Raw genomic sequence first — 21,046 nt, 5'->3', positions numbered from 1 at the left:
TCGCCAAGAGTGGCTGCAAAAGTGAATCACTCAATCCTTTCGAATTGGTTGAAACGAGCGACTAGGGGCATGATCCCGAAAAGTGGCACCCGGTTTTTCGGACAAGATCATGATTAGAGGTAGAGCATGATCCCTTGGGTCCAGATCGATTCAGCCCGCACGCCTGATGGCGCACAAGAGCTTCGCCTGAAGCGGCGCGGCGCCGAATTCTCGATCATGCTCGGCGCCAACGAGCTGATGAACAGCCGCCTCAGCGGCTCCGAGCAAGCGCTGGCCAGGCTCTCCTGCCAAAGGATCGCCGGCCGCATTGAGCCCAAAATCCTGATCGGCGGCCTTGGCATGGGTTTTACGCTGCGCGCCGCCCTTGCCGAGCTTGGCAGCGACGCGGGCATCGTCGTTGCCGAACTGATCCCCGCTGTCGTCGCCTGGGCGCGCGGCCCGATAGCCGAAATTTTCGACGGCTGTCTCGACGATCCTCGCGTTTCCATCCACGAGGCCGATGTCGCGCACATCATAAGGTCCGACAAGTCGGCCTGGGATGCCATTCTGCTCGACGTCGACAACGGCCCGGAAGGGATCGTCTACAAGGCCAATGATGCTCTCTACGGCGCCGCCGGCCTTGGCGCCGCCCGTGCCGCGCTCAAGCCCGGCGGCGTGCTGGCGGTGTGGTCGCAGGGACCGGACGCAGGCTTCACACGGCGGCTCAAGCAGGCAGGCTTCGCCGTCGAGGAGATCAAGACCCGCGCCAACGGCAAGCGTGGCGCACGCCAAATCATCTGGCTCGCGACCAACGCGCGGTAGGTCTGCTGCCGCCAACGCCAGGCCCTACGCCGACTTTCCTCAATCCTCGTGCAGGATGAATTCCAGGTAGAGGTTGCGCTGCAGGATCGAGTGGTTGTCGTCCGAGATCAGCGACACCATCAGCGCGCCGTCGTCGCGGGTCCAGATGTCGAGCCCTTCCATATTGTCGATCTGGTAGCTCATATCGGCTTCCATCAGCACCGGCCCATCGGCAACGGCGCCCTTCTCGACGCTTTCGCCGTAAATGCGCCTCAGCCGCATCTTCAAGCCGCCGGCCATGGTAAAGCTGCGCTCCAAAAGCAAAAGGTCGCCGTTGGGCAGGAAGGCGCCGTCGGTGATGTCGAAATCGCCATTGCGCTTGACGGTGAAGACGCCCTTCCTCGGCCCTTCGATGATGGCGGCAAAGATGTTGCCGGCCTTGTCGAGGCTCTTTTCCGACACCACGACCAGGCCACCCTCGTGCTGCCCGTAAGGATTGGCGCGGGTGACGGTCTCGAAGCCGCGATTGCGACGAAGCTCCCAGGCCGGAATCAGGAAGTCCAATTGCTTGAACGACGCCTTCATATCGTCCGGATCGACGTTGAATTGGGTAACCCGGTGGTCGCGCTCGAAGCCGACGGTGGCGATGCCGTCCTTGACCGCGAGGCCTTCGGCGTCGACCTCCCCTTTCTCGTCGACCGGCTGTCCCGATGCGTCGGCCATCTGTTGCATATGGAAGTTCTGGAAGCCCGAAGGACGCTTGTCGGCATCGTGGGTAACCGTGCCGAAGAACCAGAAGCCGGTGTCGGCAACGCCGATGAAGTCGCTGCCGGCTTTGAGGAAGCGGAAGGCCGATAGCGCGCCGAAATCGCGCGACGGCGAGGTCATTTCCAGCCCGCCAACGAATTCGAGCGGCCCGAATTTCTTCTCCGAACTGCCGATGCGGAACGCACTGATCGGGCGGGCGGAAATTTCGATCGGCTCAACCGACTCTGGGCCGGCAATGGCCGGCGACAGGGCAATGCCGGCAACGAACAGCGCTGCGGTGGCGAAAAGCGTCTGCCGAAAGCCGCCCCGCGAAAGGATCATCCGGCGCGCCGCATGCCGCCGCGCCGGGTCTCGCGCGCGCTTTCCTCGCCAAACAGCGACGCCAGCTGCTCGGTCATGGCGCCTGCCAGTTCCTCGGCGTCGACGATGGTGACGGCGCGCCTGTAGTAACGGGTGACGTCGTGGCCGATGCCGATGGCGAGCAGCTCGACCGGCGAGCGCGTCTCGATCAGCTCGATGACGGCGCGCAGATGCCGTTCTAGATAATTGCCCGGATTGACCGACAGCGTCGAATCGTCGACCGGCGCGCCATCCGAGATCATCATCAGGATCTTGCGCTGCTCCGGCCGCGCGATCAGGCGGTTGTGCGCCCACAGCAGCGCCTCGCCGTCGATGTTTTCCTTGAGCAGGCCCTCGCGCATCATCAGGCCGAGGTTGCGGCGCGCCCGCCGCCACGGATGGTCGGCGGATTTGTAGATGATATGGCGCAGATCGTTGAGCCGGCCCGGGGTCGGCGGCTTACCTTCCTTCAGCCATTTCTCGCGCGCCTGCCCACCCTTCCAGGCGCGGGTGGTGAAGCCGAGGATCTCGACCGAGACGCCGCAGCGCTCCAGCGTGCGCGCCAGTATGTCGGCGCAGGTGGCCGCGACCGTGATCGGCCGGCCGCGCATCGAGCCCGAATTGTCGAGCACCAGCGTAACCACCGTGTCGCGAAACTTGGTGTCGCGCTCCTGCTTGAACGACAGCGGCTGCATCGGATCGATGACGATGCGCACCAGCCGCGCCGGATCGAGATAGCCCTCTTCGAGGTCGAAATCCCAGGAACGGTTTTGCTGCGCCATCAGGCGCCTTTGCAGCCGGTTGGCGAGCCGGCCGACGACACCGGAGAGATTGGCAAGCTGCTTGTCGAGGAAGGCGCGCAGGCGATCCAGCTCTTCTTCCTCGCACAGTTCCTCCGCGCCCACGGTCTCGTCGAAGGTCGTGGTGAAGATCTTGTAGTCGATCTCCTTCGACAGATTGGAGAAGGGATTGTCGTTGCGGCGCGCCTCGCCGGGCGTCTCGGCGTCCGCATCGTCATCGTCGGACAGATCGTCGGCGGTGGCGTCGGAGGCCTCGGTCTCGGCCGACTGCTCATCCTCGGAGGAAGCCTCGGTATCGTCGGACTGCGACTGTTCGGAGCCTGAATCGTCCTCGCCGCCCTCCTCGCTCTGCTCCTCGCCTTGCGGCTGGTTGTCGTCATTGTCTTCCGAGTCTTCCGTCTCCTGGTCGTCGCCGAGTTCCTCGGCCATTTCCATGGAAGCGAGCATCTCACGCACGACGCGGGCGAAAGCCTGCTGGTCGTCGAGCTTGGCCGAGAGACCGTCGAGATCGGCGCTGGCCTTCTCCTCAACCCAGGGGCGCCAGAGGTCGACCAGCCGCTCGCCGCTCTTCGGGACAGTGCGGCCGGTCAGCTTTTCACGCACCATCAGCGCCAGCGCTTCCTCGATCGGCGCGTCGGCCTTGTCCTTGACGTCGACGAGATTGGCCCTGGCGTACTTGTCCTCGAGCATCGAGCCGATATTGTCGGCAACGCCCTGCATGGCGCGACTGCCGATCGCCTCGACGCGGGCCTGCTCGACGGCGTCGTAAATGGCGCGCGCCTGTTTGCCCTCGGGCGCCAGCTTGTTGTGGATGCGCGCATCGTGGCAGGCGCGCTTCAGCGCCATGGAATCGCCGAGGCCGCGGGTGATGGCGATGTCGGCCTTCGACGCCTTCTTCGGCAACTCGGGCAGCCGTGCCCGGCTGCCGGCAAGCGCCGGCCGGTCCTTGGCGAAGCCGACTTCAAGCTCCTTGTCGCCGGCTATGGCGCGCATGCAGACGGTGACGGCGCGCTTGAAGCTGTCGGCTTCAGCCCCCGTCTTCGACTTGTTGCGCGTGTTGTCGCCCGGACCCGCCATCGAGACTCTGCTTAGCCCAGCACCACATTGGCCGCTGATTCCGGCAGATCTTCGCCGAAAGCGCGCTGGTAGAATTCCGCGACGACCGAGCGTTCCAGCTCGTCGCATTTGTTGAGGAAGGTCAACCGGAACGCCATGCCGATATTGCCGAAAATCTCGGCGTTCTCGGCCCAGGTGATGACCGTGCGCGGGCTCATGACGGTCGAAAGATCGCCATTGATGAAGGCCGAGCGCGTCATGTCGGCGACACGCACCATCTTGTTGACGATCTCCTTGCCCTTGCCGTCGCGATAGTGCTTGGCCTTGGCCAGCACGATGTTCACCTCATTGTCGTGCGGCAGATAGTTCAGCGTGGTGACGATCGACCAGCGGTCCATCTGCGCCTGGTTGATCTGCTGGGTGCCGTGATAGAGGCCGGTGGTGTCGCCCAGCCCGACCGTGTTGGCGGTGGAAAACAGCCGGAAGGCCGGATGCGGGCGGATGACACGGCTCTGGTCCAGCAGCGTCAGCCGGCCCGACGATTCCAGCACGCGCTGGATGACGAACATCACGTCCGGACGCCCGGCGTCATACTCGTCGAAGCACAGCGCGACATTGTGCTGGTAGGCCCAGGGCAGGATGCCGTCGCGGAATTCGGTGATCTGCAGCCCGTCCTTGACGACGATCGCATCCTTGCCGACGAGATCGATGCGGCTGACATGGCTGTCGAGGTTGACGCGCACGCAGGGCCAGTTGAGGCGGGCGGCGACCTGCTCGATATGGGTCGATTTGCCGGTGCCGTGATAGCCCGACACCATGACGCGGCGGTTGTATGCGAAGCCGGCGAGGATCGCCATCGTCGTGTTCTTGTCGAACAGATAGTCCGGATCGATGTCGGGCACATGCTCGCTGGTCACCGAATAGGCCGGCACCACCATCTTGGAGTCGAAGCCAAATTTGTCCTTCACCGACACTGTGGTGTCGGGCAGGTTGGCGATGTCGCGATCGACCTTGTTCATCTCTATCAACGTCTCCACGGGCGAAACGCCTGATTTCGCCGGCAATCTATTTTGTCCGGGGGCGGTCTTAGAGCCTTTTCCAACCTTATGAAAGTTGGAAAACGACACAAACCGAAAGGTTGCTCAGCACAATCCTGCCTGCTTGAGCACGCGATAGGCCTGAAGCACATCGCGGAACCGGTCTTCCGAGCCTCTGTCGCCGCCATTCGCATCCGGATGGTGACGCTTCACCAGTTCCTTATAGCGCGCCTTGATTTCCTTGCCAGTCGCCTTTGTATCAAGGCCAAGCGTTTCCAGCGCCTTGGCCTCAAGCGGCTTGGCCTTGCGCTCGCGCGCCTCGCGCGGGTCCTTTGGCCCTTTAAATAAGTCGAACGGATCGCGCATGCGGTTGTAGTAGCCGGCGCGGCCGGAGCGCTGCTGCGCGAAGTCGGGCGAGGAGCGCGTCGAGGCGCCAGCGATGCCCATCTTCCAGGTCGGCCGGTGGCCGGTCATCGCTTCCTTCTGGAAACGGGCGATCTCGGTGTCGGGGACACCGGAGAAGTAATTGAAGCCCTTGTTGTACTCGCGCACATGATCGAAGCAGAACTGGAAATACTCGCCCTCCTTCATGCGGCCGACCGGCGCGCGATGGGTGCCGGCCTCCTTGCAGCCATCCCACTGGCAGATCGGCGAGCGCGACTTCAGCTCCGCGTCCTTCTCCGGCCGGATGCGAAGCTTCTCGAAATATTTGGGGTACGGTTTCATCTCACCCATTTATGGGCTGTTCGCTAGTGCGAAACAAGAATTGACATTTTCGCGTTGATCGCCCTAACCGCTGAATCGCGGCATAAAACGGGCGATTGGCGTATTTTGTCGCGGCGACGGCATTGCGCGTCCTTCGGACGCGAAAGAGAGTTACCGATTTTCGGGAGCAACTGCCCGCTAAATGTGGTGAAGGGAAGTGTGAATGTCCATACAGACAACGATGGAAGACAAGCTGAAAAAGGCGTTCTCGCCCGAGCGGCTCGTCATCATCAACGAAAGCCATCTCCATGCCGGCCATCACCACCATGGCTCCGACCATCATGGCGCCTATGACGGCACCGGCGAGACGCATTTCCGCGTCCGCATCGTCTCCTCGGCCTTTGCCGGCATGAGCCGCATCGACCGCCACCGCGCGGTCAACGAATTGCTGGCCGAGGAGTTGAAGGCCGGCGTGCACGCGCTGGCGATCGAACCGTCAGCGCCGGATGAAAAGACCAGGTGGTAGGGGTCAGCCGAGCGCCGACTTCAGGAAAATCATCACCGCGGCGGTCAAGGCGTCGCCCTCCTCGCCGAAATCGCGATTGATCGACATGTGCGAATAGGCGCTGCCGTCGAACAGCGTGACCTCGGTCCCGGAGGCGCGCAAACGCGCGGCGAAGGCCGTGGAATCCTGCTCCCTCCCCTGTGCGCGCGAGTAAGCGACAAGGATCGGCGGGTGTTTGCGGCCCTCGATATACGCGGCCGGCGACAACGCACGCCACTGCGCCGGATCGGGAAAGGCCCGGGCATAAGTGCGTGTCATGCCGCCGCTCCTGGCCAGCGCCTCAAGATCATAGGCCCTGGTATCGTCGAGGACGAGCGCCGCGACGCCCGGCAAGCCGCCGCGCAAGCCGGTCAGTGCGGCAAGATGGCAGCCGGCCGAATGACCCATGACCGCGATCTGCTTGGGATCGCCGCCATGGCGGGCAATATTGGCGCGCACATAGCGATAGGCCGCTTCGACATCATCGGCCTGGGTGGCGACATCGGCCTCAGGCAGCATGCGATAGTCGATGGAGACGAAGCAGAAGCCATTGTCGAGCAGAAAGGCCGGCTTTGAATTCACATTGGTGCGGCTGCCGATCCGCCACGCGCCGCCATGGATGAAAAAGACGACAGGCAGGGAGCTTGCGTCATCGCGCGAATAGATGTCGAGCCTGGCCGGTCCATAGTCGAGGGTTTGCGGAGACGGCGAACGCCATGCCGCAAAGGCGCTGGGCGGCAGCAGCGTCGCTATTGACGCCAGAAGCAAGGTTCGCCGATCGATCACCATCATCTCCTGAGCGCCGGGGCAGAGTGTCCGGCCGCCAAAGATTTAAAGCACGTCGCCGGCAGGGCGTATCCTCAGCCTGGCGATGCGGTTCTTGTCGCGCTTCATGACGACGAAGCGCTTGCCGTGGAAGGTAAAGGCCTGTTTCTCCTCCGGGATCGACTGCGTCTCGTGGATGACGAGACCGGCAATGGTCGTGGCTTCCTCGTCCGGCAGGTCCCAGTCGAGCGCCCGGTTCAGGTCGCGGATCGGCACCGTGCCGTCGACGACGACCGAACCATCGGCCTCCTGCTTGACGCCCTGGATCTCGACATCATGCTCGTCCGCGATCTCGCCGACAATCTCCTCGATGATGTCCTCCAGCGTCACCAGCCCTTCGACTTCGCCATATTCGTCAACGACGATGGCGAAATGCGCCTTGCGGCGCAGGAAGGCGTTGAGCTGTTCCTGCAGCGTCGTGGTGTCGGGCACGAACCACGGCTTTGACGCGATCTTCATCACGTCGATCCTGGAAAAGTCGTTGCCGACATCGTTCAGCGCGCGCAGCAGGTCCTTGGCGTGCAGCACGCCGACGATGTTGTCGAGCGAGCCTTTCCACAAAGGCATGCGGGTGTGCGGGCTCTGCAGGATCTCGCGCACCACGGCTTCCGGCGGATTGTCGGCATTGACCGAGCGCATGTTGGTGCGGTGGACCATGACATCGGACACTTCGAGCTCGGCGAGGTCGAACAGACCGCCGATACGGTCGCGATCCTCGCGCACCACCTGGCCGTCGCGGCGAAAATCATCGACGGCGCCGCGCAATTCGTCATGGCTCGAACGCTGCGGCTCGATGCGCTGCAATTCATGGCCGAAGGCGGCGAGCAGCCGCACGCGAAGGACAAAGGCCAGCAGGGCGAGCCCAGCAAGCGTGGCGGCGACGATCCAGCCGGTCTCGGCCTTCACGCGCGGTTCTCCTTGAGGGCCCGGTTCTCCTTCAGAAACGACAGCACTTCCGACGCCGGCACATCCTTGGCGATGAAGGCCTGGCCGATGCCGCGCGTCAGGATGAAGGTCAGCGCGCCGCGCGACACCTTCTTGTCCTGGGCGATGAATGAAAGCAGCGCCTCGGCGTTGGGCAATTCGCCTGATATGTCGGCCATGCGCCAAGGCAGGCCGACGGCGCGCAGATGCGCCTCGACGCGCGCCGCATCGTCGGGGCTCGCCAGATTGAGGCGTGACGAAAACCGGTGCGCCAGCGCCATGCCGATGGCGACGCCCTCGCCATGGACGAGCCGGGCGCCGTCATAATGCGTGGCGGCTTCGAGCGCATGGCCGAAAGTGTGGCCGAGATTGAGCAGCGCGCGATCGCCGGTCTCGAACTCGTCGCGGGCGACGACATCGGCCTTGGCGCGGCAGGCCTCGGCGATGGCCTTGGCCCGCGCCGGGCCACCGGCGAACACCTCGCGCCAGTTCTCCTCCAGCCAAGCGAAGAAATCCGGGCGGTCGATGAGCCCGTATTTGGCGAGTTCGGCATAACCGGCGCGGAATTCCCGGATCGGCAGCGTGTCGAGCACTTCGGTGTCGGCCAGCACCAGTTTTGGTTGGTGGAAGACGCCGACGAGGTTCTTGCCGCGCGCGCTGTTGATGCCGGTCTTGCCGCCGACCGAGGAATCGACCTGGGCGAGCAGCGAGGTCGGGATCTGCACGAAATTCATGCCGCGCCGCAAGATGCCGGCGGCAAAGCCGGCAAGGTCGCCGATGACGCCGCCGCCGAGCGCGATGACGACATCGCCGCGCTCGAGTCTCGCGGCCAGCACGCCGTCCACCACCTCTTCGAGATGCGCAAAGCTCTTGGTCTTCTCGCCTGCCGGCAGCGTGATGACGGCGGGCTGGATGCCGCCCTTTTCGAGGCCGGCCTTCAGCGTTTCGAGATGTGCCGCGGCGACATTGTCGTCGGTGACCACCGCGGCGCGCGTGCCTGGCAAGCGCCGCGCGATTTCCATGCCGGAGCGTTCAAGCAGCCCCGGACCGATCAGTATGTCGTAGGCGCGCTCACCAAGCCCGACCTCGACGGTGACTGCCGTACCGGCGCTCACGACCGCACCTCGCCTGTCACGGCTGCAACGCCGAAATGCCCGCAAAGCGCGTCCACCACCTCGGCCGCGATGACCTCCTTGCGGTCGTCGCGGGTCGGCACCGTGACATTGGCGGTGGCATAGACCGGATAGCGCTCGGCCATCAACCGTTCGAGCACGGCGCGCGGATCGGCGCTTTTCAGGAGCGGCCGGTTCTGCTTCTTGGAAACGCGCTCCATCAAGAGGTCGATCTCGGCCTTCAGCCATACCGATACGCCATGGCCGGCAATCGCCTCCCGCGTCTGCGCATTCATGAAGGCGCCGCCGCCGGTCGACAGCACCTGCGGGCCGTGTTCCAGCACGCGCAGGATGACGCGCTGCTCCAGCGCCCGGAACTCGGTTTCGCCATAGCGCTCGAACAGTTCGGGCACGCTCATGCGTGACACGCTTTCGATCTCCTGGTCGCTGTCGATGAAAGGCAAGCCCAGCATCGTCGCCACCTTGCGGCCGATCGCCGTCTTGCCGGCACCCATGAGGCCGATAAAGACGATGGAACGGTTGCCCAACAGGCCGAGCAGCGCGGCATGGCTCTCGTCAGGAGGATTTGCTGGCAGTGCGTTCATGACACCCAGATGTTTCTAATGCATGTCGCGCAAAAGTGCGCAGCGGTTTTGCAATAACGACATGCATAAAATCAAAACTCAAAGCGCGTCGCATGAATCCGTTTCAAACGCGACGCGCCCTCTTTGCCGGGTATCGACATCAAAAGCCTGTTTGCGTCAAGCGCGGCGGGCGCCCGGCGTTGTGCGCGCTTCGTCCTTGAATTGGCCGGATTGGCGTCTCATAAGGGCACAGGGTTTGGAAACGCAGAACAAAAAGACGGGCAAAAATTGATGCCGACACTGTTCCGCTTTGTCGTGACGCTCACGATTCTGGCCGGCATTGTCTATGGCGCGATGTTCGCATTGGCGATGTTCGTCGAGCCGAGAAAGACGGAAATGAGCGTACGCATCCCTTCAGAACGGCTGAATCCCAAAAAATGAACAGCGCGGCCAGCATCGAAGCCTTCCTGGAAATGATGAGCGCCGAGCGAGGCGCGGCCGAAAACACGCTCTCTTCCTATCGCCGCGACCTCGAAGACGCCTCGGCCGCGATCGGCGGCGGGCTGGCGGGCGCCGGAGCCGCCGATATCCGCGCCTATCTCGACGACATCGCCGCGCGTGGCTTTGCCGCCACCTCGCAGGCGCGCAAACTGTCGGCGATCCGCCAATTCTTCAAGTTTCTCTATGCCGAGGGCCTGCGCGGCGACGACCCGACAGGAACGCTGGACAGCCCGAAGAAAGGCCGGCCGCTGCCCAAGACGATGAGCGAGGCCGATACCGGCCGGCTGATTGACCGGGCGGCCGAGGAGGCAAGGGATGCCACGCTCAACGATGGCGACAGCCTGGCGGCGCTGCGCCTGCATGCACTGGTCGAGGTGCTCTACGCCACGGGCCTGCGCGTTTCCGAACTGGTCGGCCTGCCGGTGACGGTGGCGCTGCGCGACGACCGCTTCTTCATGGTGCGCGGCAAGGGCGACAAGGAACGCATGGTGCCGCTATCGGCCAAGGCGCGCAGCGCGATGCGGGCCTGGCTCACTGCCCGGGCCACGGTGCCGGCTTTCGCCGACAGTCCGTTCCTGTTTCCGGCGGCAAGCGACAGCGGTTATCTCTCCAGGCAGGTCTTTGCCCGCGACCTGAAGGGCCTCGCGGCCAGGGCCGGCATTTCAGCGGCGAAAATATCGCCGCATGTGCTGCGCCATGCTTTCGCCAGCCATCTCTTGCAGAATGGCGCCGATCTCAGGGCCGTGCAGCAGTTGCTCGGCCATGCCGATATTTCAACGACGCAGATTTACACGCATGTGCTGGAGGAGCGCTTGGTAAGGCTGGTCAACGACCATCATCCGCTTGCCGACTAGGCGCCATATCGCTATGTGAGGACGACGTTTCGCCGCTCGGAGCCTTGATTTCAAGGGTTCCGTCAGTCATTGCCTTCCGGTCTATCGGTCCGCCCAAGAATGTATAATTACCTCGATTTCGAAAAGCCGGTCCAGGATCTCGAAGGCAAGATCCTCGAGCTGAAGAAGCTTGCCGAGAATGGCGAGGCCGTCGATGTCGGCGATGAGATCAGCCGTCTCGAGAAGCGTTCGCGCGACGCGCTGCGCGACGCCTACAAGGCCCTGACCCCATGGCAGAAGGTGCAGGTGGCGCGCCATCCGGACAGGCCGCATTGCGTCGACTACATCAAGGCTCTGTTCAGCGATTTCACGCCGCTGGCCGGCGACCGCAACTTCGGCGAGGACCAGGCGATCGTCGGCGGCTTCGCGCGTTTCCGCGGCGAGCCGGTGGCGATCATCGGTCAGGAAAAGGGCTCGGACACGACGAGCCGGCTCAAGCATAATTTCGGCTCGGTGCGGCCCGAAGGCTACCGCAAGGCAGTGCGGCTGATGGAACTCGCCGACCGCTTCAACATCCCGTTGCTGACGCTGGTCGACACGGCGGGCGCCTATCCCGGCGTCGGCGCCGAGGAACGCGGCCAGGCGGAAGCCATCGCCCGCTCGACCTCGGCCTGCCTCGGCCTGAAGGTGCCGTCGATCTCGGTGGTCATCGGCGAAGGCGGCTCTGGCGGCGCCATTGCGATTGCCACCGCAAATCGCGTCTATATGCTCGAACACGCCATCTATTCGGTGATCTCGCCGGAAGGTGCGGCCTCGATCCTGTGGCGCGACACCACCCGCTCGAAGGATGCGGCGACCAACATGAAGATCACCGCCCAGGATCTTCTGGAACTGAAGATCATCGACGCCATCATTCCCGAGCCACTCGGTGGCGCCCATCGTGCCCCGGAAACGGTGATTGCCTCGACCGGCGACCTCATCGCCAGGACGATGAAGGAGTTTTCCGGCGCCAACACCGATTTTCGCGAGCAGCGCCGCGAGAAATACCTGTCGATGGGCCGCAACCTTTAGCGCAAACCGGTTTCGGTGCCGCAATGTGGCGAGATTGGGCGCTTTCGCCACAAAATTGCCTTTGCATTCGGTTCAATCAGATTGCCGTGGGGGAATGGGCCCAGCGCTTGCGGTAAGGAATTTTCAAGGTCAACGGGATTAGGGTCCATCAATGTTCAGCGTGCGGACCTTGCGACGCCTAAGCCCGCGGTCCGAAAAGATGAAGACATAGCGACATCCATGTTTGCCCACCTTGCCCGCACCGGACTTCTGATCGCCGCCCTAGGCGTCGCCGGCTGCAATGATTCCTCGATGAAGGACTTTGCCCCCTCGGCCAACAAGCCGTTGTCGGACAAGATACTGGCCGACATGAAGGCCAAAGGCATGGCCCGCACCTCGCCGGTGATGGCCCGCATCTTCAAGGAAGAGGGCAAGCTCGAAATCTGGAAGGCCAGGACCAGCGGCCGTTACGACATGGTCGCCAGCTACGACATCTGCAAATGGTCGGGCAAGCTCGGGCCGAAATACACCGAGGGCGACCGGCAGGCGCCGGAGGGTTTCTATACGGTCCGCCCGGCGCAGATGAATCCGAGGTCGAACTACCACCTTTCCTTCGACATCGGTTATCCCAACGCCTACGATCGCGCCAACGGTCGCACCGGTACTAATCTGATGGTCCACGGCGCCTGCTCGTCGTCGGGCTGTTATTCGATGACCGACGCGCAGATCGAGCAGATCTACACCTTCGGCCGCGACGCCTTCCAGGGCGGACAGACCGAGTTCCAGATCCAGGCCTTTCCGTTCCGCATGACCGCCGCCAACATGGCGCGCTATCGCAAAGACCCGAACTACGACTTCTGGAAGATGCTGAAGGTCGGCTACGACAATTTCGAAATCACCAAGGTGCCGCCGAAAGTCGATGTCTGCGAGAAGCGCTATGTCTTCAACCAGGTGGCGGCCGATGGCGCGGCGTTTAATCCGACCGGCGCCTGCCCCGCGACCACGCAGCCGGATTCGCTTAAAACCGCCTACAGCGCCTACCAGAGCACTTATGACGCGGCCTTCAACGGCGCGGTCAAGGCCTCGGTGCCGGCGCCCAGGCCGACGATTGCCGGCGTCAAGGAAGCCAGCATCGTTTCCGACTGGTCGAAGCGACGCGCCCGCGGCGAACGCGTGCCGATCGAGCCGCCGTCGCTCAACGCCGACGGCTCGGTGAGCGAGACGGTGCGCATGGGCCGCATCGATTCGCCGGCCGGTCGCAAGATGGCCGCGGCCGACGCCGAGAACGCCGCCAAGCAGAAGGCCGAGCAACAGAGGCTTGCCGCCATGGAAGCAGCGAAGGCCGAGAAAGAAGCGGCCAAGGCTCAGGCTCTGGCCGAAAAGGAAACGGCCAGGATTAATTCGCTGGCCGAGGAGGAGGAGGCCAGGGCCGCGGCCGAAGCGCCTGTCGCTACCGCGACGATCGCGTCGCCCCCCGAGGCCGCCCCGGCCGAGACGCAGGCGGCGAATGCCGATGAAAGCAGGGTAACAAAGCTGAAGAACAAACTGCTCGGCATGTTCGGCGGCTGAGAGTCTCGCCTTGGCCAAGCGCGCTGCTGTTTACGATCTTAAGGGCCTGAACTGTCCCCTGCCCGTGCTCAAGGCGAAGAAGCGGCTGGCCGCCATGCAGCCGGGCAACCGGCTCTGGCTTGAGACCACCGACCCGCTCGCCGTCATCGACATTCCCGCCTTCTGTGCCGAGAGCGGCCATCAATTGGTCGAAACGGCAGCGGTTTCCGGCGGCCATCGCTTTCTGGTCGAGCGCGGCGGGGCCACCTGAGATCAGCGCTTGCGAACTATAGATAGGCGAAAAAGCCTACCGCCCGGCAATCGCCAGCGGGTTGTCCTCCAGCGCCGCACGATCCGGAGTGTCGATCGAGGGCTTGTTGGTGAAGGCCGCGAACAGCCGCCGCACATAGTCTTCCGGCATGTCGAGCGTGATCAGCACCAGCCGCGTGCCGCGCTGGCCGTCCGGCCAGGACGGCAGTTGCACCGGCGGATGCAGGATCTTCCGCACGCCATGCACGACCAGCGGCCGCGACGGGTCTTCCCTGAGCTCGATGACGCCCTTCATGCGCAGCAGGCGCTCGCCATGCGCCGAACGCAGCAGGTCGAGGAACATCTCGATCGCCGAAAACGGCACCGGTCCGTCATGAACGAGCGAATAGGAGCGCACGCGGGAATCGTGCCGGTGCTCATGCTCGCCGTGATGGTGGTCGCCATGATGGTGGTCGCCATGGTCATGATCGTGGTGCGCCTCTTCTCCCAGCCAGCGCTGCACATCGGCGGATTTGGTGGCCGGATTGTAGAGGCCGCAATCAAACAGCGCCGCCACGCCTGTACTTCTGTCGCCGGCATCGAGCACTTCCGCACCCGGATTGATTTGCCGCAGCCGGGCTTTCAGGCCCTCGACCTCGCGCGGATCGGCGGCCAGATCGGCCTTGGTCAGCACGATGCGATCGGCGACGGCCACCTGCTTGACCGCCTCGACGTGATTGTCGAGCGTCGCATCACCGTTGACCGCGTCGACCAGCGTGATGACGCCGTCGAGCCGGAAGGCCTGGACCAGCGCCGGATGCGCCATGATCGACTGCAGCACCGGCGCGGGATCGGCAAGGCCGGTGGTTTCGATGACGACGCGGGCAAGCCGGGCGATGCGGCCGGTCTGCAGCCGGTCGACGAGATCGGCCAGCGTATCGACCAGTTCGCCGCGCACCGTGCAGCAGAGGCAGCCGTCGGAAAGCTGGATGATGCCGTCGGAGGCCTGTTCGACCAGGAGATGGTCGATCGCCACCTCGCCGAATTCGTTGATGATGACCGCGGTGTCGGCCAGCGCGGGATCCCTGAGCAGCCGGTTGAGCAGCGTCGTCTTGCCGGCGCCGAGAAAACCGGTCAGCACCGAGACGGGGATGGGAAAGCCGGCCATTGGCCTAATTCAAGACCTTCGCTGGTTCGTCGCCCTGGGCCGCGGTGGCGGAACCGATCACTGTCGGCTCGGCGCCGGCCGGCGGCGGCAAATCGGGCCGCCAGGTCGGCAGCGGCACATCGGCATATTCCTGGCCGGATTCATCGAGCATGGCCTTCGGCTTCGGCCCGGTGGCGCCGCCAAGGCCGACCGAGACCAGCGTCGGCACATGGTCGAGCTTTTCCTGATAGGGCGACTTCGGCACATCCTTGTCGCCGACGGGCGGTGCGGCCTCCGACTGTTCCTCGGCCGGCTTCTTCTTGCAAAGCTCATCGCGCAGGTCGTTGACCGATGTCGTGTCGCCATAGGCGGGCAGCGCCGCGATCGTGACCCAGTTCGGCTGAGGCGTCGCGAAACCCTGATCGAGCAGTCTGGCCGCCGTCTCGGCGCGGGTGATGGCCGATTGTTCGCCGAGCACCACGGCGACCAGCGTGCGGCCATTGCGCGTTGCCGAGCCGATCATGTTGAAGCCCGAGGAGCAGACGAAACCCGTCTTCATGCCGTCGGCGCCGGGGTAGCGGCCGATCAGGAGATTGTAGTTCGGGATCTCCTTCTTGCCGACTGCCAGGCCCTCGATCGAGAACCAGGGGACATATTGCGGAAACTCCTTGCGGATCGCCATGACCAGCAAAGCGAGGTCGCGCGCCGTCGTATACTGTTCCGGCGAATAGAGCCCGTTCGGATTGACGAAATGCGATCCGGTCATGCCGAGCCTGCGCGCCTCGGCGTTCATGCGCTCGGCAAAAGCGGCTTGCGAACCGCCGACATTCTCGCCGACGGCCATGGCGATGTCGTTGGCCGATTTGACCAGCATCATCTTCAGCGCATTGTCGAGCCGCATCACCGAACCCGGTTTGAAGCCCATCTTGCTCGGCGGTTCGCCGGCGGAATGTTTCGTCACCTTGATCGGCGAATCGAGCTGGACCTCGCCGGCCGCAATCGCGCGGAACGTCACATAGGCGGTCATCAGCTTGGTCAGCGAGGCTGGATACCAGCGCTTGAAAGCATCCTGATGCTGGAGGATCTTGCCGCTGTTCAGATCGAACACGACCGTCGGATTGGCCAGAGCCGGTCCAGCCAGCGCCGCAAATGCCACGGCGCCCGCCAGTAGAAGTCTAGGGAAATGCCTGTACCGCATGGTAGAATCCGAAATCGCCTCTTGCCGTAGTCGCCCCTGGCTCCGTAAGATTTCTACGCGATCGCCAGCAAAGTGAATCCGCCCCTCTAACGTGATCACCGTGTTGCGGTGCTATTTACCCTATGTGACGCCAAGATGGCAAAGCGCCTGAATGACAATTGTAAACGAGCAGGCACAATTGCAAAACAGCAGGCGCAACCTGTCTGCTCCAACAGCGAAATGGAACCATCATGCCAATCCTCAACCGCGCCGCCGAAATGCAGGACGAGGTCGCCGGCTGGCGCCGCCATTTGCACCAGATGCCAGAGCTGAATTTCGACGTCTTCAAGACTGCCGCTTTCGTCACCGACAAGCTTAAGGCCTTCGGCTGCGACGAAGTGGTGACCGGGCTCGGCAAGACCGGCGTCGTCGGCATCATCCGCGGCCGCCAGGGCGACGGCGCGACAATCGGGCTGCGCGCCGACATGGATGCGTTGCCGATCAACGAGATCACCGGCAAGGCCTACGCCTCGACCGTTCCGGGCAAGATGCATGCCTGCGGCCATGACGGCCACACCGCGATGCTGCTCGGCGCCGCCAAATATCTTGCCGAGACCCGCAATTTCACCGGCTCCGTCGCGGTGATCTTCCAGCCCGCCGAAGAGGGCGGCGGCGGCGGCAACGAGATGGTCAAGGACGGCATGATGGACCGCTTCGACATTTCCCGGGTGTTCGGCATGCACAATATGCCGGGGCTGCCGGTCGGACAGTTCGCCATCAGGCCTGGCCCGATCATGGCGGCGACCGCCGAATTCACCATCACCGTCAAGGGCCGGGGCGGCCATGCGGCGATGCCGCACGGCACGATCGACCCGATCGTCATCACCAGCCAACTCGTCGGCGCGCTGCAGACGATCGCCTCGCGCAGCACCGATCCGGTCGAGGCGGTCGTGGTGTCGGTGACGAAATTCCATGCCGGTGACGCCTACAACGTCATTCCCGAGAGCGCCGAGATCGCCGGCACTGTGCGCACGCTGAAGAAGGAGATCGCCAAGAAGTCCGAGGAGCGCATCCGCACCATCTGCGAGGGTGTGGCCACGGCCTTCGGCGCGACGATCGAGGTCGATTACAACGCCAACTATCCCGTCACCTTCAACCATGCGGAAGAGACGGTCTTTGCCAGCGATATCGCGGCAGGAGTCGCTGGCGATGCCCAGGTGCATCGCGCCATCCAGCCGGTGATGGGCGGCGAGGATTTCTCCTATATGCTGGAAGCCCGGCCTGGCGCCTTCATCTTCATCGGCAATGGCGACACCGCCGGTCTCCACCACCCGGCCTACGACTTCAACGACGAGGTCATCCCACACGGGATGAGCTACTGGGTGAAGCTCGCGGAAACGGCGCTGGCGGCGTAGCTGCCGTAATCGGGCGCACAGCAACGACCCGTATCGGTGACGTGCCGGGACTGAACTCCCGGCACGGCAGCGACGCTGAGGTGGGTAGCCGGCAAATAATGACACACCACTCCTGCGACGCTCACTTTCCCGCGAAGACCTCTGCCAAGAACGCTTTTACAGCCGCCTGCGCCGCGGTTGCAGCCGCGTCATTGTACTGCGAGCTCGGGCCATATTCCACGCAAGCATCTGAATAACTGAAAGGGCGGCCGGTTGCGGCATTGAGGAGTTTCCCATCCTCTTCCCTGCGCATGCAATTTCGCGAAGTCTGGACGTCGGAATCAATCCAAAGTGCAGGGTTTTTCGGGCTATCGAAATTATGCCGCGCGCCCTTATACTCTGTCATCGTTGCATCATTGCCAGCCGCGGCGAGGCGACCGATGTAGGAGCGACAGGTCGCGGCGGGCGTCCAATCGTCATCGGCGCCGTGGAATTCCCGGATTGGCGCCTCGGCAACCTCCAATTCGCCGACAAGCTGGAAATTGCAGGCAGGGTAAAAAGGTAGATGCGCCACGATGCGCGCTTTGGTCGGCCCGAATGACTTCTGGAATCGCGTCATTGCCGAGTACAGCGCCGCATTGCCACCGCGTGAAAAACCCATCACGGCGATGTGCGATGCGTCGACCCGAGGATGGGCGGCGAGCGTATCGACGGCTCTGTAGGCATCGTAGATTTGTGTGAATTGACCAAAACAGATTGATCGGTCGAAACCTGGGTGAGGTTTCGCCCGGTGTAGCTGTCGAGGCTCAGCGTTGCGATGCCCATGCCGTTCAGAAACCGCTCCCAACCCCATACCGCGCCGCTGCTCGGTCCATCCGAGCCATGCAGCAAGACGACGACCGGCAGCTTGTCCACGCCTTCCGGGCCACTGAGGTAGCCGGTTAGCGTCACCGGCGTGCCCGCCATCGTGTTGCCACGCAGGAAGTCCTCGTCGGCAAGCGTGCGGGATTTCACTTCCAGCTTTTCGTCCAATGCGAATGCGGACGAAGCGCAAAATAGCGCCATAGCGAGAGAGATAAACAATATGCCCAGCCTTGTCATAGATATCGGTCTCCCAGAAGCAGATCGATCGCCGGCAACTCGCGCGCCAAGGTTTGGGTCAGGCGCAAGCGGCAATTTACCCAGCTTGCCTGTGGATGTGCAAGGACATCACTATCGCCAGGTACCGCGTGCGTGGATCGCGCCCGCTGATTGCGTGCCGCCAGCCTCTTGGCGAACCGCCCCGAAGCGGCTATGTGTCGGGCCGCGTGGTCCCGTAGCTCAGTAGGATAGAGCGGCAGATTCCTAATCTGTAGGTCACAGGTTCGATTCCTGTCGGGATCACCACTCAGTCACTGTTAGTTTTGGCTATTTCGACTGGCTCGAAATTCGGTCGACGTTTCCGCGGGTTAGACTGGGCTTCCCTTAAACAGTCGGGCTCAAACGCCCAGTCGGTCTCTGTAATTGCCGAGTTTTCAAGGCCCGTCTCTCTGACCGGCTTTCCGTGCCCTATTGTTTTCACAGTCGATGCAGAGAGACCGGCCATGTGTATCGCCGAGGATGAAAAGCCGAACGGACTGGGGCTGTGACTAGAAGCCCAGAAGGGATCGCTGCTGGTTCCAATCAACCGGAAGAACGTCCTTGGTGACGATCGCCCCGGCGCCGACGACCGCACCGTCACCTATTTCTATGCCGGGCATAATGATGGCGCGGCGCCCGATCCAGACGTCGTTGCCTATCTGCAAGCAAGTTGCCGTTGAGCAGGAGGTCCGCTTCGGTTGGAACCTCCTTCGTCATTTTGACCTTGAAGGGGTAAGTGGAAACCAGTGATGTCGGATGATTTGCCCGGCACATGAAAAGCACTTCGTTTCCGATCGAGCAAAAGGCACCTATCTTCAACTCGGCGTGCTCTGCGCAGCCAAATATCATTCCCGGATTGACCCCATAGGTCCGGCGGCCGACTGACGCGAACTTCGGCAAGGGTTTCTTGCGGCGCAGGCCAAGTTTGGTTCGCAATGTCCTAGCAAACGCCATGCTGTCCTCCCTCCCTGCTTGGCCGATATCAAACCTGACGTCAGCGCAATCGGCCCGCGTATTCTCGGGATGCCCGAGCTGACTTCGTCTGCTCGGGCGCCGGCGCCACTCCGATGATCGCACAGAGCTGGCACGATGCTGGGACAAACGCCTTGAGGCCGTTTCATATCGCAGGTTGCCGCTCCAAGGTCTAGGACGCAGCCTTTTTTTGCAAAGCCGGCAATGACTTCGGAAAAGCTTACGGCCATAAGCCCCTGCTCAGCATGAAGAGCAAAGATGGCGCTTGCGCGTTCCGCATCATAGCGGGATCGACGCTTTCGCTTCTCGTCATTAATCAGGAAGCCGCTGATGGCGTCGAACTTTCGACCCAGACTCTTGAGGGCGCCTCGCTTGATCGGCAGCCCTTGATTGAAGCGATCAGCCCAGGGCGTGCCCTTTGAGAGATCGCGATAGATTGCCAAAGCATCGACTTCGACACCGATTGGCCGACGATCCCACGGCTTGCCCCAACTGAAATGCCGGGCATATGCCCTATCGAACGGTATCTGGCTGCTGTAGTTCGTCATCACGTTCCAGAACGGATGCATCGTCTGCCATTTGCCTTCGAAAGCGACGTTCAATGCGTCCTGGTCGAGGCCGTCGTTCTCCAATGCAACCTGTCGCGCGCGATCGAGAAGTCCCTGGTGACGGACCTGCGCCATGTCGAACATCAGGATCCCGGAATTGAACCGCGGAGCGCCAGGCTGCATCGACAGGCGTTTGCGATATCGCGGATTGAAATAGCTCTGCTCGTCGTGAGCGGCCAGGAGCGGCGCCCGCAACTCCGAGTTGGCCAAGTCGGCCACAGATCGATTGAACAGCACGTCGCTGTCTGCATAGACAACGCGATCATACGGTTCGAACTCGCGCAACCTGTCGGCGAACAACCGGATATATATAGCGAGGCTGAGATGACCGGGATTGAGCACCAGCCCCGCCAGGAAATTCGATACATCCACGATCGTGACCTGGCCATCGAGAATCCGATTTGCGACCTGCAGGTCGCTGTCGCTGACGCCTATCTGCAGGATGAAACCCTGCATCGGCGCAGATATGTCGAGCACACGACGCGCAGCCAGCACGCCATAGGGAAAATACTTGGCGTCTGCCGCGAAGAAAAAGCATGACTTTAACAAACGAATGTTCCGTACCTTGCGACAGCATATCTGGACGATATGCATGCGGCGCCAAAAAAGGGGTTCGGGGCTTCTACGATTTGGCCCGATCTTGACAATGCTTGGATCCGTGATGCAACTGAAACTTGCTTGGGAAAGGGATTGGGGTGGCAAGAACATTGCGAGTGACGCTCGTTCTGAGAGGCGTGATACCCTGTCGGGGTTACGGCGGAATCAGGTCGATTGGCTGGCAACGGAGCTGGTTCGTCTTGGGCATCATGTTGTGCTGATAGCCGGAGCTGGCTCCAGTCATCCGCTGTGCGAGGTCCGGCACGCCTCGACCGACGCCGAATGCCGGGCGGCTATTCCGAGCGAAACGCAAATTGTCCATACGCATAGTTGGCCCGTGGAAGTGCCATTTCCAACGCTGAACTCACAACGCGGGG

Annotated in this window: 21 protein-coding genes, 1 tRNA gene and 2 pseudogenes; 10 read left to right on the top strand and 14 right to left on the bottom strand. The window is 62.7% G+C overall.

The window, feature by feature from the left end; translation table 11 throughout:
* Positions 1 to 126 precede the first annotated feature (126 nt).
* Positions 127 to 801 carry a hypothetical protein gene (locus tag MESS4_RS07255; RefSeq protein ID WP_006328380.1) on the top strand — a complete coding sequence of 225 codons (675 nt, stop codon included), beginning with the start codon at positions 127 to 129 and terminating at the stop codon, positions 799 to 801.
* A gap of 39 nt (positions 802 to 840) precedes the next feature.
* Here the strand turns inward: MESS4_RS07255 and MESS4_RS07250 are convergent, their stop codons facing one another.
* The 4 genes from MESS4_RS07250 to MESS4_RS07235 form a co-directional block, all read right to left on the bottom strand.
* Positions 841 to 1,869: an esterase-like activity of phytase family protein gene (locus MESS4_RS07250; RefSeq protein WP_006328379.1), complete on the bottom strand. Its 1,029-nt coding sequence runs from the start codon at positions 1,867 to 1,869 to the stop codon at positions 841 to 843.
* Entirely contained in the window at positions 1,866 to 3,764 is a 1,899-nt protein-coding gene (gene cobT, locus MESS4_RS07245) for a cobaltochelatase subunit CobT (protein ID WP_006328377.1), read from the bottom strand. Before cobT ends, MESS4_RS07250 begins: the two co-directional genes overlap by 4 nt.
* A gap of 11 nt (positions 3,765 to 3,775) precedes the next feature.
* The gene (gene cobS / locus MESS4_RS07240; protein ID WP_006328376.1) at positions 3,776 to 4,762 is read right to left on the bottom strand and encodes a cobaltochelatase subunit CobS; all 987 of its coding nucleotides are present in this window, start codon (positions 4,760 to 4,762) and stop codon (positions 3,776 to 3,778) included.
* A 123-nt stretch (positions 4,763 to 4,885) separates the two neighbouring features.
* The gene (locus MESS4_RS07235) at positions 4,886 to 5,515 is read right to left on the bottom strand and encodes a J domain-containing protein (RefSeq protein WP_006328375.1); all 630 of its coding nucleotides are present in this window, start codon (positions 5,513 to 5,515) and stop codon (positions 4,886 to 4,888) included.
* A gap of 193 nt (positions 5,516 to 5,708) precedes the next feature.
* Here MESS4_RS07235 and MESS4_RS07230 point away from each other — a divergent pair, with 193 nt between their 5' ends.
* Positions 5,709 to 6,011, top strand: a complete 303-nt coding sequence (locus tag MESS4_RS07230; RefSeq protein WP_006328374.1) for a BolA family transcriptional regulator — start codon at positions 5,709 to 5,711, stop codon at positions 6,009 to 6,011.
* Between the two features lie 3 nt (positions 6,012 to 6,014).
* On the opposite strand, the gene MESS4_RS07225 is transcribed toward MESS4_RS07230, so the two are convergent.
* The 4 genes from MESS4_RS07225 to MESS4_RS07210 are packed head-to-tail and all read right to left on the bottom strand — an operon-like array spanning position 6,015 to position 9,495.
* Positions 6,015 to 6,818, bottom strand: coding sequence for an alpha/beta hydrolase (locus MESS4_RS07225; RefSeq protein ID WP_244441065.1), 804 nt, complete (start codon positions 6,816 to 6,818; stop codon positions 6,015 to 6,017).
* 42 nt (positions 6,819 to 6,860) lie between these two features.
* Positions 6,861 to 7,760: a transporter associated domain-containing protein gene (locus tag MESS4_RS07220; protein ID WP_006328361.1), complete on the bottom strand. Its 900-nt coding sequence runs from the start codon at positions 7,758 to 7,760 to the stop codon at positions 6,861 to 6,863.
* Positions 7,757 to 8,893 (bottom strand): 3-dehydroquinate synthase, encoded by a 1,137-nt coding sequence (gene aroB / locus MESS4_RS07215; RefSeq protein WP_036240845.1) that lies wholly within the window; start codon positions 8,891 to 8,893, stop codon positions 7,757 to 7,759. Before aroB ends, MESS4_RS07220 begins: the two co-directional genes overlap by 4 nt.
* Positions 8,890 to 9,495, bottom strand: a complete 606-nt coding sequence (locus MESS4_RS07210; protein WP_036240844.1) for a shikimate kinase — start codon at positions 9,493 to 9,495, stop codon at positions 8,890 to 8,892. Before MESS4_RS07210 ends, aroB begins: the two co-directional genes overlap by 4 nt.
* Before the next feature lie 270 nt (positions 9,496 to 9,765).
* Here MESS4_RS07210 and MESS4_RS07205 point away from each other — a divergent pair, with 270 nt between their 5' ends.
* The 5 genes from MESS4_RS07205 (at position 9,766) to MESS4_RS07185 (ending at position 13,677) form a co-directional block, all read left to right on the top strand.
* The gene (locus MESS4_RS07205; protein WP_006328359.1) at positions 9,766 to 9,915 is read left to right on the top strand and encodes a hypothetical protein; all 150 of its coding nucleotides are present in this window, start codon (positions 9,766 to 9,768) and stop codon (positions 9,913 to 9,915) included.
* On the top strand, positions 9,912 to 10,829 hold the full coding sequence (locus MESS4_RS07200; RefSeq protein ID WP_006328358.1) for a site-specific tyrosine recombinase XerD: 918 nt from the start codon (positions 9,912 to 9,914) through the stop codon (positions 10,827 to 10,829). Before MESS4_RS07205 ends, MESS4_RS07200 begins: the two co-directional genes overlap by 4 nt.
* Positions 10,830 to 10,928: 99 nt before the next feature.
* The gene (locus MESS4_RS07195) at positions 10,929 to 11,879 is read left to right on the top strand and encodes an acetyl-CoA carboxylase carboxyltransferase subunit alpha (RefSeq protein WP_006328356.1); all 951 of its coding nucleotides are present in this window, start codon (positions 10,929 to 10,931) and stop codon (positions 11,877 to 11,879) included.
* A gap of 219 nt (positions 11,880 to 12,098) precedes the next feature.
* Complete coding sequence (locus MESS4_RS07190; protein ID WP_006328355.1) at positions 12,099 to 13,427, top strand: murein L,D-transpeptidase family protein; 1,329 nt, start codon at positions 12,099 to 12,101, stop codon at positions 13,425 to 13,427.
* Between the two features lie 10 nt (positions 13,428 to 13,437).
* Positions 13,438 to 13,677 carry a sulfurtransferase TusA family protein gene (locus MESS4_RS07185; protein ID WP_006328354.1) on the top strand — a complete coding sequence of 80 codons (240 nt, stop codon included), beginning with the start codon at positions 13,438 to 13,440 and terminating at the stop codon, positions 13,675 to 13,677.
* A gap of 36 nt (positions 13,678 to 13,713) precedes the next feature.
* Here MESS4_RS07185 and MESS4_RS07180 read toward each other — a convergent pair whose 3' ends face one another.
* Positions 13,714 to 14,823, bottom strand: a complete 1,110-nt coding sequence (locus tag MESS4_RS07180; RefSeq protein WP_006328353.1) for a GTP-binding protein — start codon at positions 14,821 to 14,823, stop codon at positions 13,714 to 13,716.
* A gap of 4 nt (positions 14,824 to 14,827) precedes the next feature.
* Positions 14,828 to 16,000: a D-alanyl-D-alanine carboxypeptidase family protein gene (locus MESS4_RS07175; RefSeq protein WP_006328352.1), complete on the bottom strand. Its 1,173-nt coding sequence runs from the start codon at positions 15,998 to 16,000 to the stop codon at positions 14,828 to 14,830.
* A gap of 230 nt (positions 16,001 to 16,230) precedes the next feature.
* On the opposite strand from MESS4_RS07175, the gene MESS4_RS07170 reads away from it, so the two are divergent.
* On the top strand, positions 16,231 to 17,394 hold the full coding sequence (locus MESS4_RS07170; RefSeq protein ID WP_006328351.1) for a M20 aminoacylase family protein: 1,164 nt from the start codon (positions 16,231 to 16,233) through the stop codon (positions 17,392 to 17,394).
* A 121-nt stretch (positions 17,395 to 17,515) separates the two neighbouring features.
* On the opposite strand, the gene MESS4_RS34340 is transcribed toward MESS4_RS07170, so the two are convergent.
* Both MESS4_RS34340 and MESS4_RS34335 read right to left on the bottom strand, forming a co-directional pair.
* A complete protein-coding gene (locus MESS4_RS34340; protein WP_244441064.1) occupies positions 17,516 to 18,106 on the bottom strand; it encodes a dienelactone hydrolase family protein in 591 nt (196 codons plus the stop codon).
* Positions 18,034 to 18,474, bottom strand: a complete 441-nt coding sequence (locus tag MESS4_RS34335) for a hypothetical protein (RefSeq protein ID WP_244441066.1) — start codon at positions 18,472 to 18,474, stop codon at positions 18,034 to 18,036. Before MESS4_RS34335 ends, MESS4_RS34340 begins: the two co-directional genes overlap by 73 nt.
* A gap of 208 nt (positions 18,475 to 18,682) precedes the next feature.
* Between MESS4_RS34335 and MESS4_RS07160 the strand changes: the two genes are divergently transcribed.
* Positions 18,683 to 18,759, top strand: a tRNA-Arg gene (locus MESS4_RS07160).
* Positions 18,760 to 19,001: 242 nt separating this feature from the next.
* On the opposite strand, the pseudogene MESS4_RS31830 reads toward MESS4_RS07160, so the two are convergent.
* Positions 19,002 to 19,157 (bottom strand): annotated as a pseudogene (locus MESS4_RS31830) (DapH/DapD/GlmU-related protein); the annotation flags it as partial.
* A gap of 180 nt (positions 19,158 to 19,337) precedes the next feature.
* Complete coding sequence (locus MESS4_RS07155) at positions 19,338 to 20,666, bottom strand: glycosyltransferase (protein ID WP_036240842.1); 1,329 nt, start codon at positions 20,664 to 20,666, stop codon at positions 19,338 to 19,340.
* Positions 20,667 to 20,733: 67 nt separating this feature from the next.
* On the opposite strand from MESS4_RS07155, the pseudogene MESS4_RS34195 reads away from it, so the two are divergent.
* Positions 20,734 to 21,046 (top strand): annotated as a pseudogene (locus tag MESS4_RS34195) (hypothetical protein); the annotation flags it as partial.

It is taken from the genome of Mesorhizobium sp. STM 4661, from assembly GCF_000359125.1.
Classification (GTDB): Bacteria; Pseudomonadota; Alphaproteobacteria; order Rhizobiales; family Rhizobiaceae; genus Mesorhizobium.
The sequence above is the reverse complement of the archived record's forward strand: the minus strand, read 5'-3'. Positions and strand labels throughout refer to the sequence as shown.

Excerpts from the sequence above, each read along its gene's own strand:
- MESS4_RS07170 (WP_006328351.1), top strand. The coding sequence starts at position 16,231 with ATGCCAATCCTCAACCGCGCCGCCGAAATGCAGGACGAGGTCGCCGGC.
- MESS4_RS07255 (WP_006328380.1), top strand. The coding sequence starts at position 127 with ATGATCCCTTGGGTCCAGATCGATTCAGCCCGCACGCCTGATGGCGCA.
- cobT (WP_006328377.1), bottom strand. The coding sequence starts at position 3,764 with ATGGCGGGTCCGGGCGACAACACGCGCAACAAGTCGAAGACGGGGGCT.
- MESS4_RS07250 (WP_006328379.1), bottom strand. The coding sequence starts at position 1,869 with ATGATCCTTTCGCGGGGCGGCTTTCGGCAGACGCTTTTCGCCACCGCA.
- MESS4_RS07200 (WP_006328358.1), top strand. The coding sequence starts at position 9,912 with ATGAACAGCGCGGCCAGCATCGAAGCCTTCCTGGAAATGATGAGCGCC.
- MESS4_RS07195 (WP_006328356.1), top strand. The coding sequence starts at position 10,929 with ATGTATAATTACCTCGATTTCGAAAAGCCGGTCCAGGATCTCGAAGGC.
- MESS4_RS34335 (WP_244441066.1), bottom strand. The coding sequence starts at position 18,474 with ATGACAAGGCTGGGCATATTGTTTATCTCTCTCGCTATGGCGCTATTT.
- MESS4_RS07155 (WP_036240842.1), bottom strand. The coding sequence starts at position 20,666 with ATGCATATCGTCCAGATATGCTGTCGCAAGGTACGGAACATTCGTTTG.
- cobS (WP_006328376.1), bottom strand. The coding sequence starts at position 4,762 with ATGAACAAGGTCGATCGCGACATCGCCAACCTGCCCGACACCACAGTG.
- MESS4_RS07210 (WP_036240844.1), bottom strand. The coding sequence starts at position 9,495 with ATGAACGCACTGCCAGCAAATCCTCCTGACGAGAGCCATGCCGCGCTG.
- MESS4_RS07180 (WP_006328353.1), bottom strand. The coding sequence starts at position 14,823 with ATGGCCGGCTTTCCCATCCCCGTCTCGGTGCTGACCGGTTTTCTCGGC.
- MESS4_RS07175 (WP_006328352.1), bottom strand. The coding sequence starts at position 16,000 with ATGCGGTACAGGCATTTCCCTAGACTTCTACTGGCGGGCGCCGTGGCA.
- MESS4_RS07225 (WP_244441065.1), bottom strand. The coding sequence starts at position 6,818 with ATGGTGATCGATCGGCGAACCTTGCTTCTGGCGTCAATAGCGACGCTG.
- MESS4_RS07235 (WP_006328375.1), bottom strand. The coding sequence starts at position 5,515 with ATGGGTGAGATGAAACCGTACCCCAAATATTTCGAGAAGCTTCGCATC.
- MESS4_RS07205 (WP_006328359.1), top strand. The coding sequence starts at position 9,766 with ATGCCGACACTGTTCCGCTTTGTCGTGACGCTCACGATTCTGGCCGGC.
- MESS4_RS07190 (WP_006328355.1), top strand. The coding sequence starts at position 12,099 with ATGTTTGCCCACCTTGCCCGCACCGGACTTCTGATCGCCGCCCTAGGC.
- MESS4_RS07230 (WP_006328374.1), top strand. The coding sequence starts at position 5,709 with ATGTCCATACAGACAACGATGGAAGACAAGCTGAAAAAGGCGTTCTCG.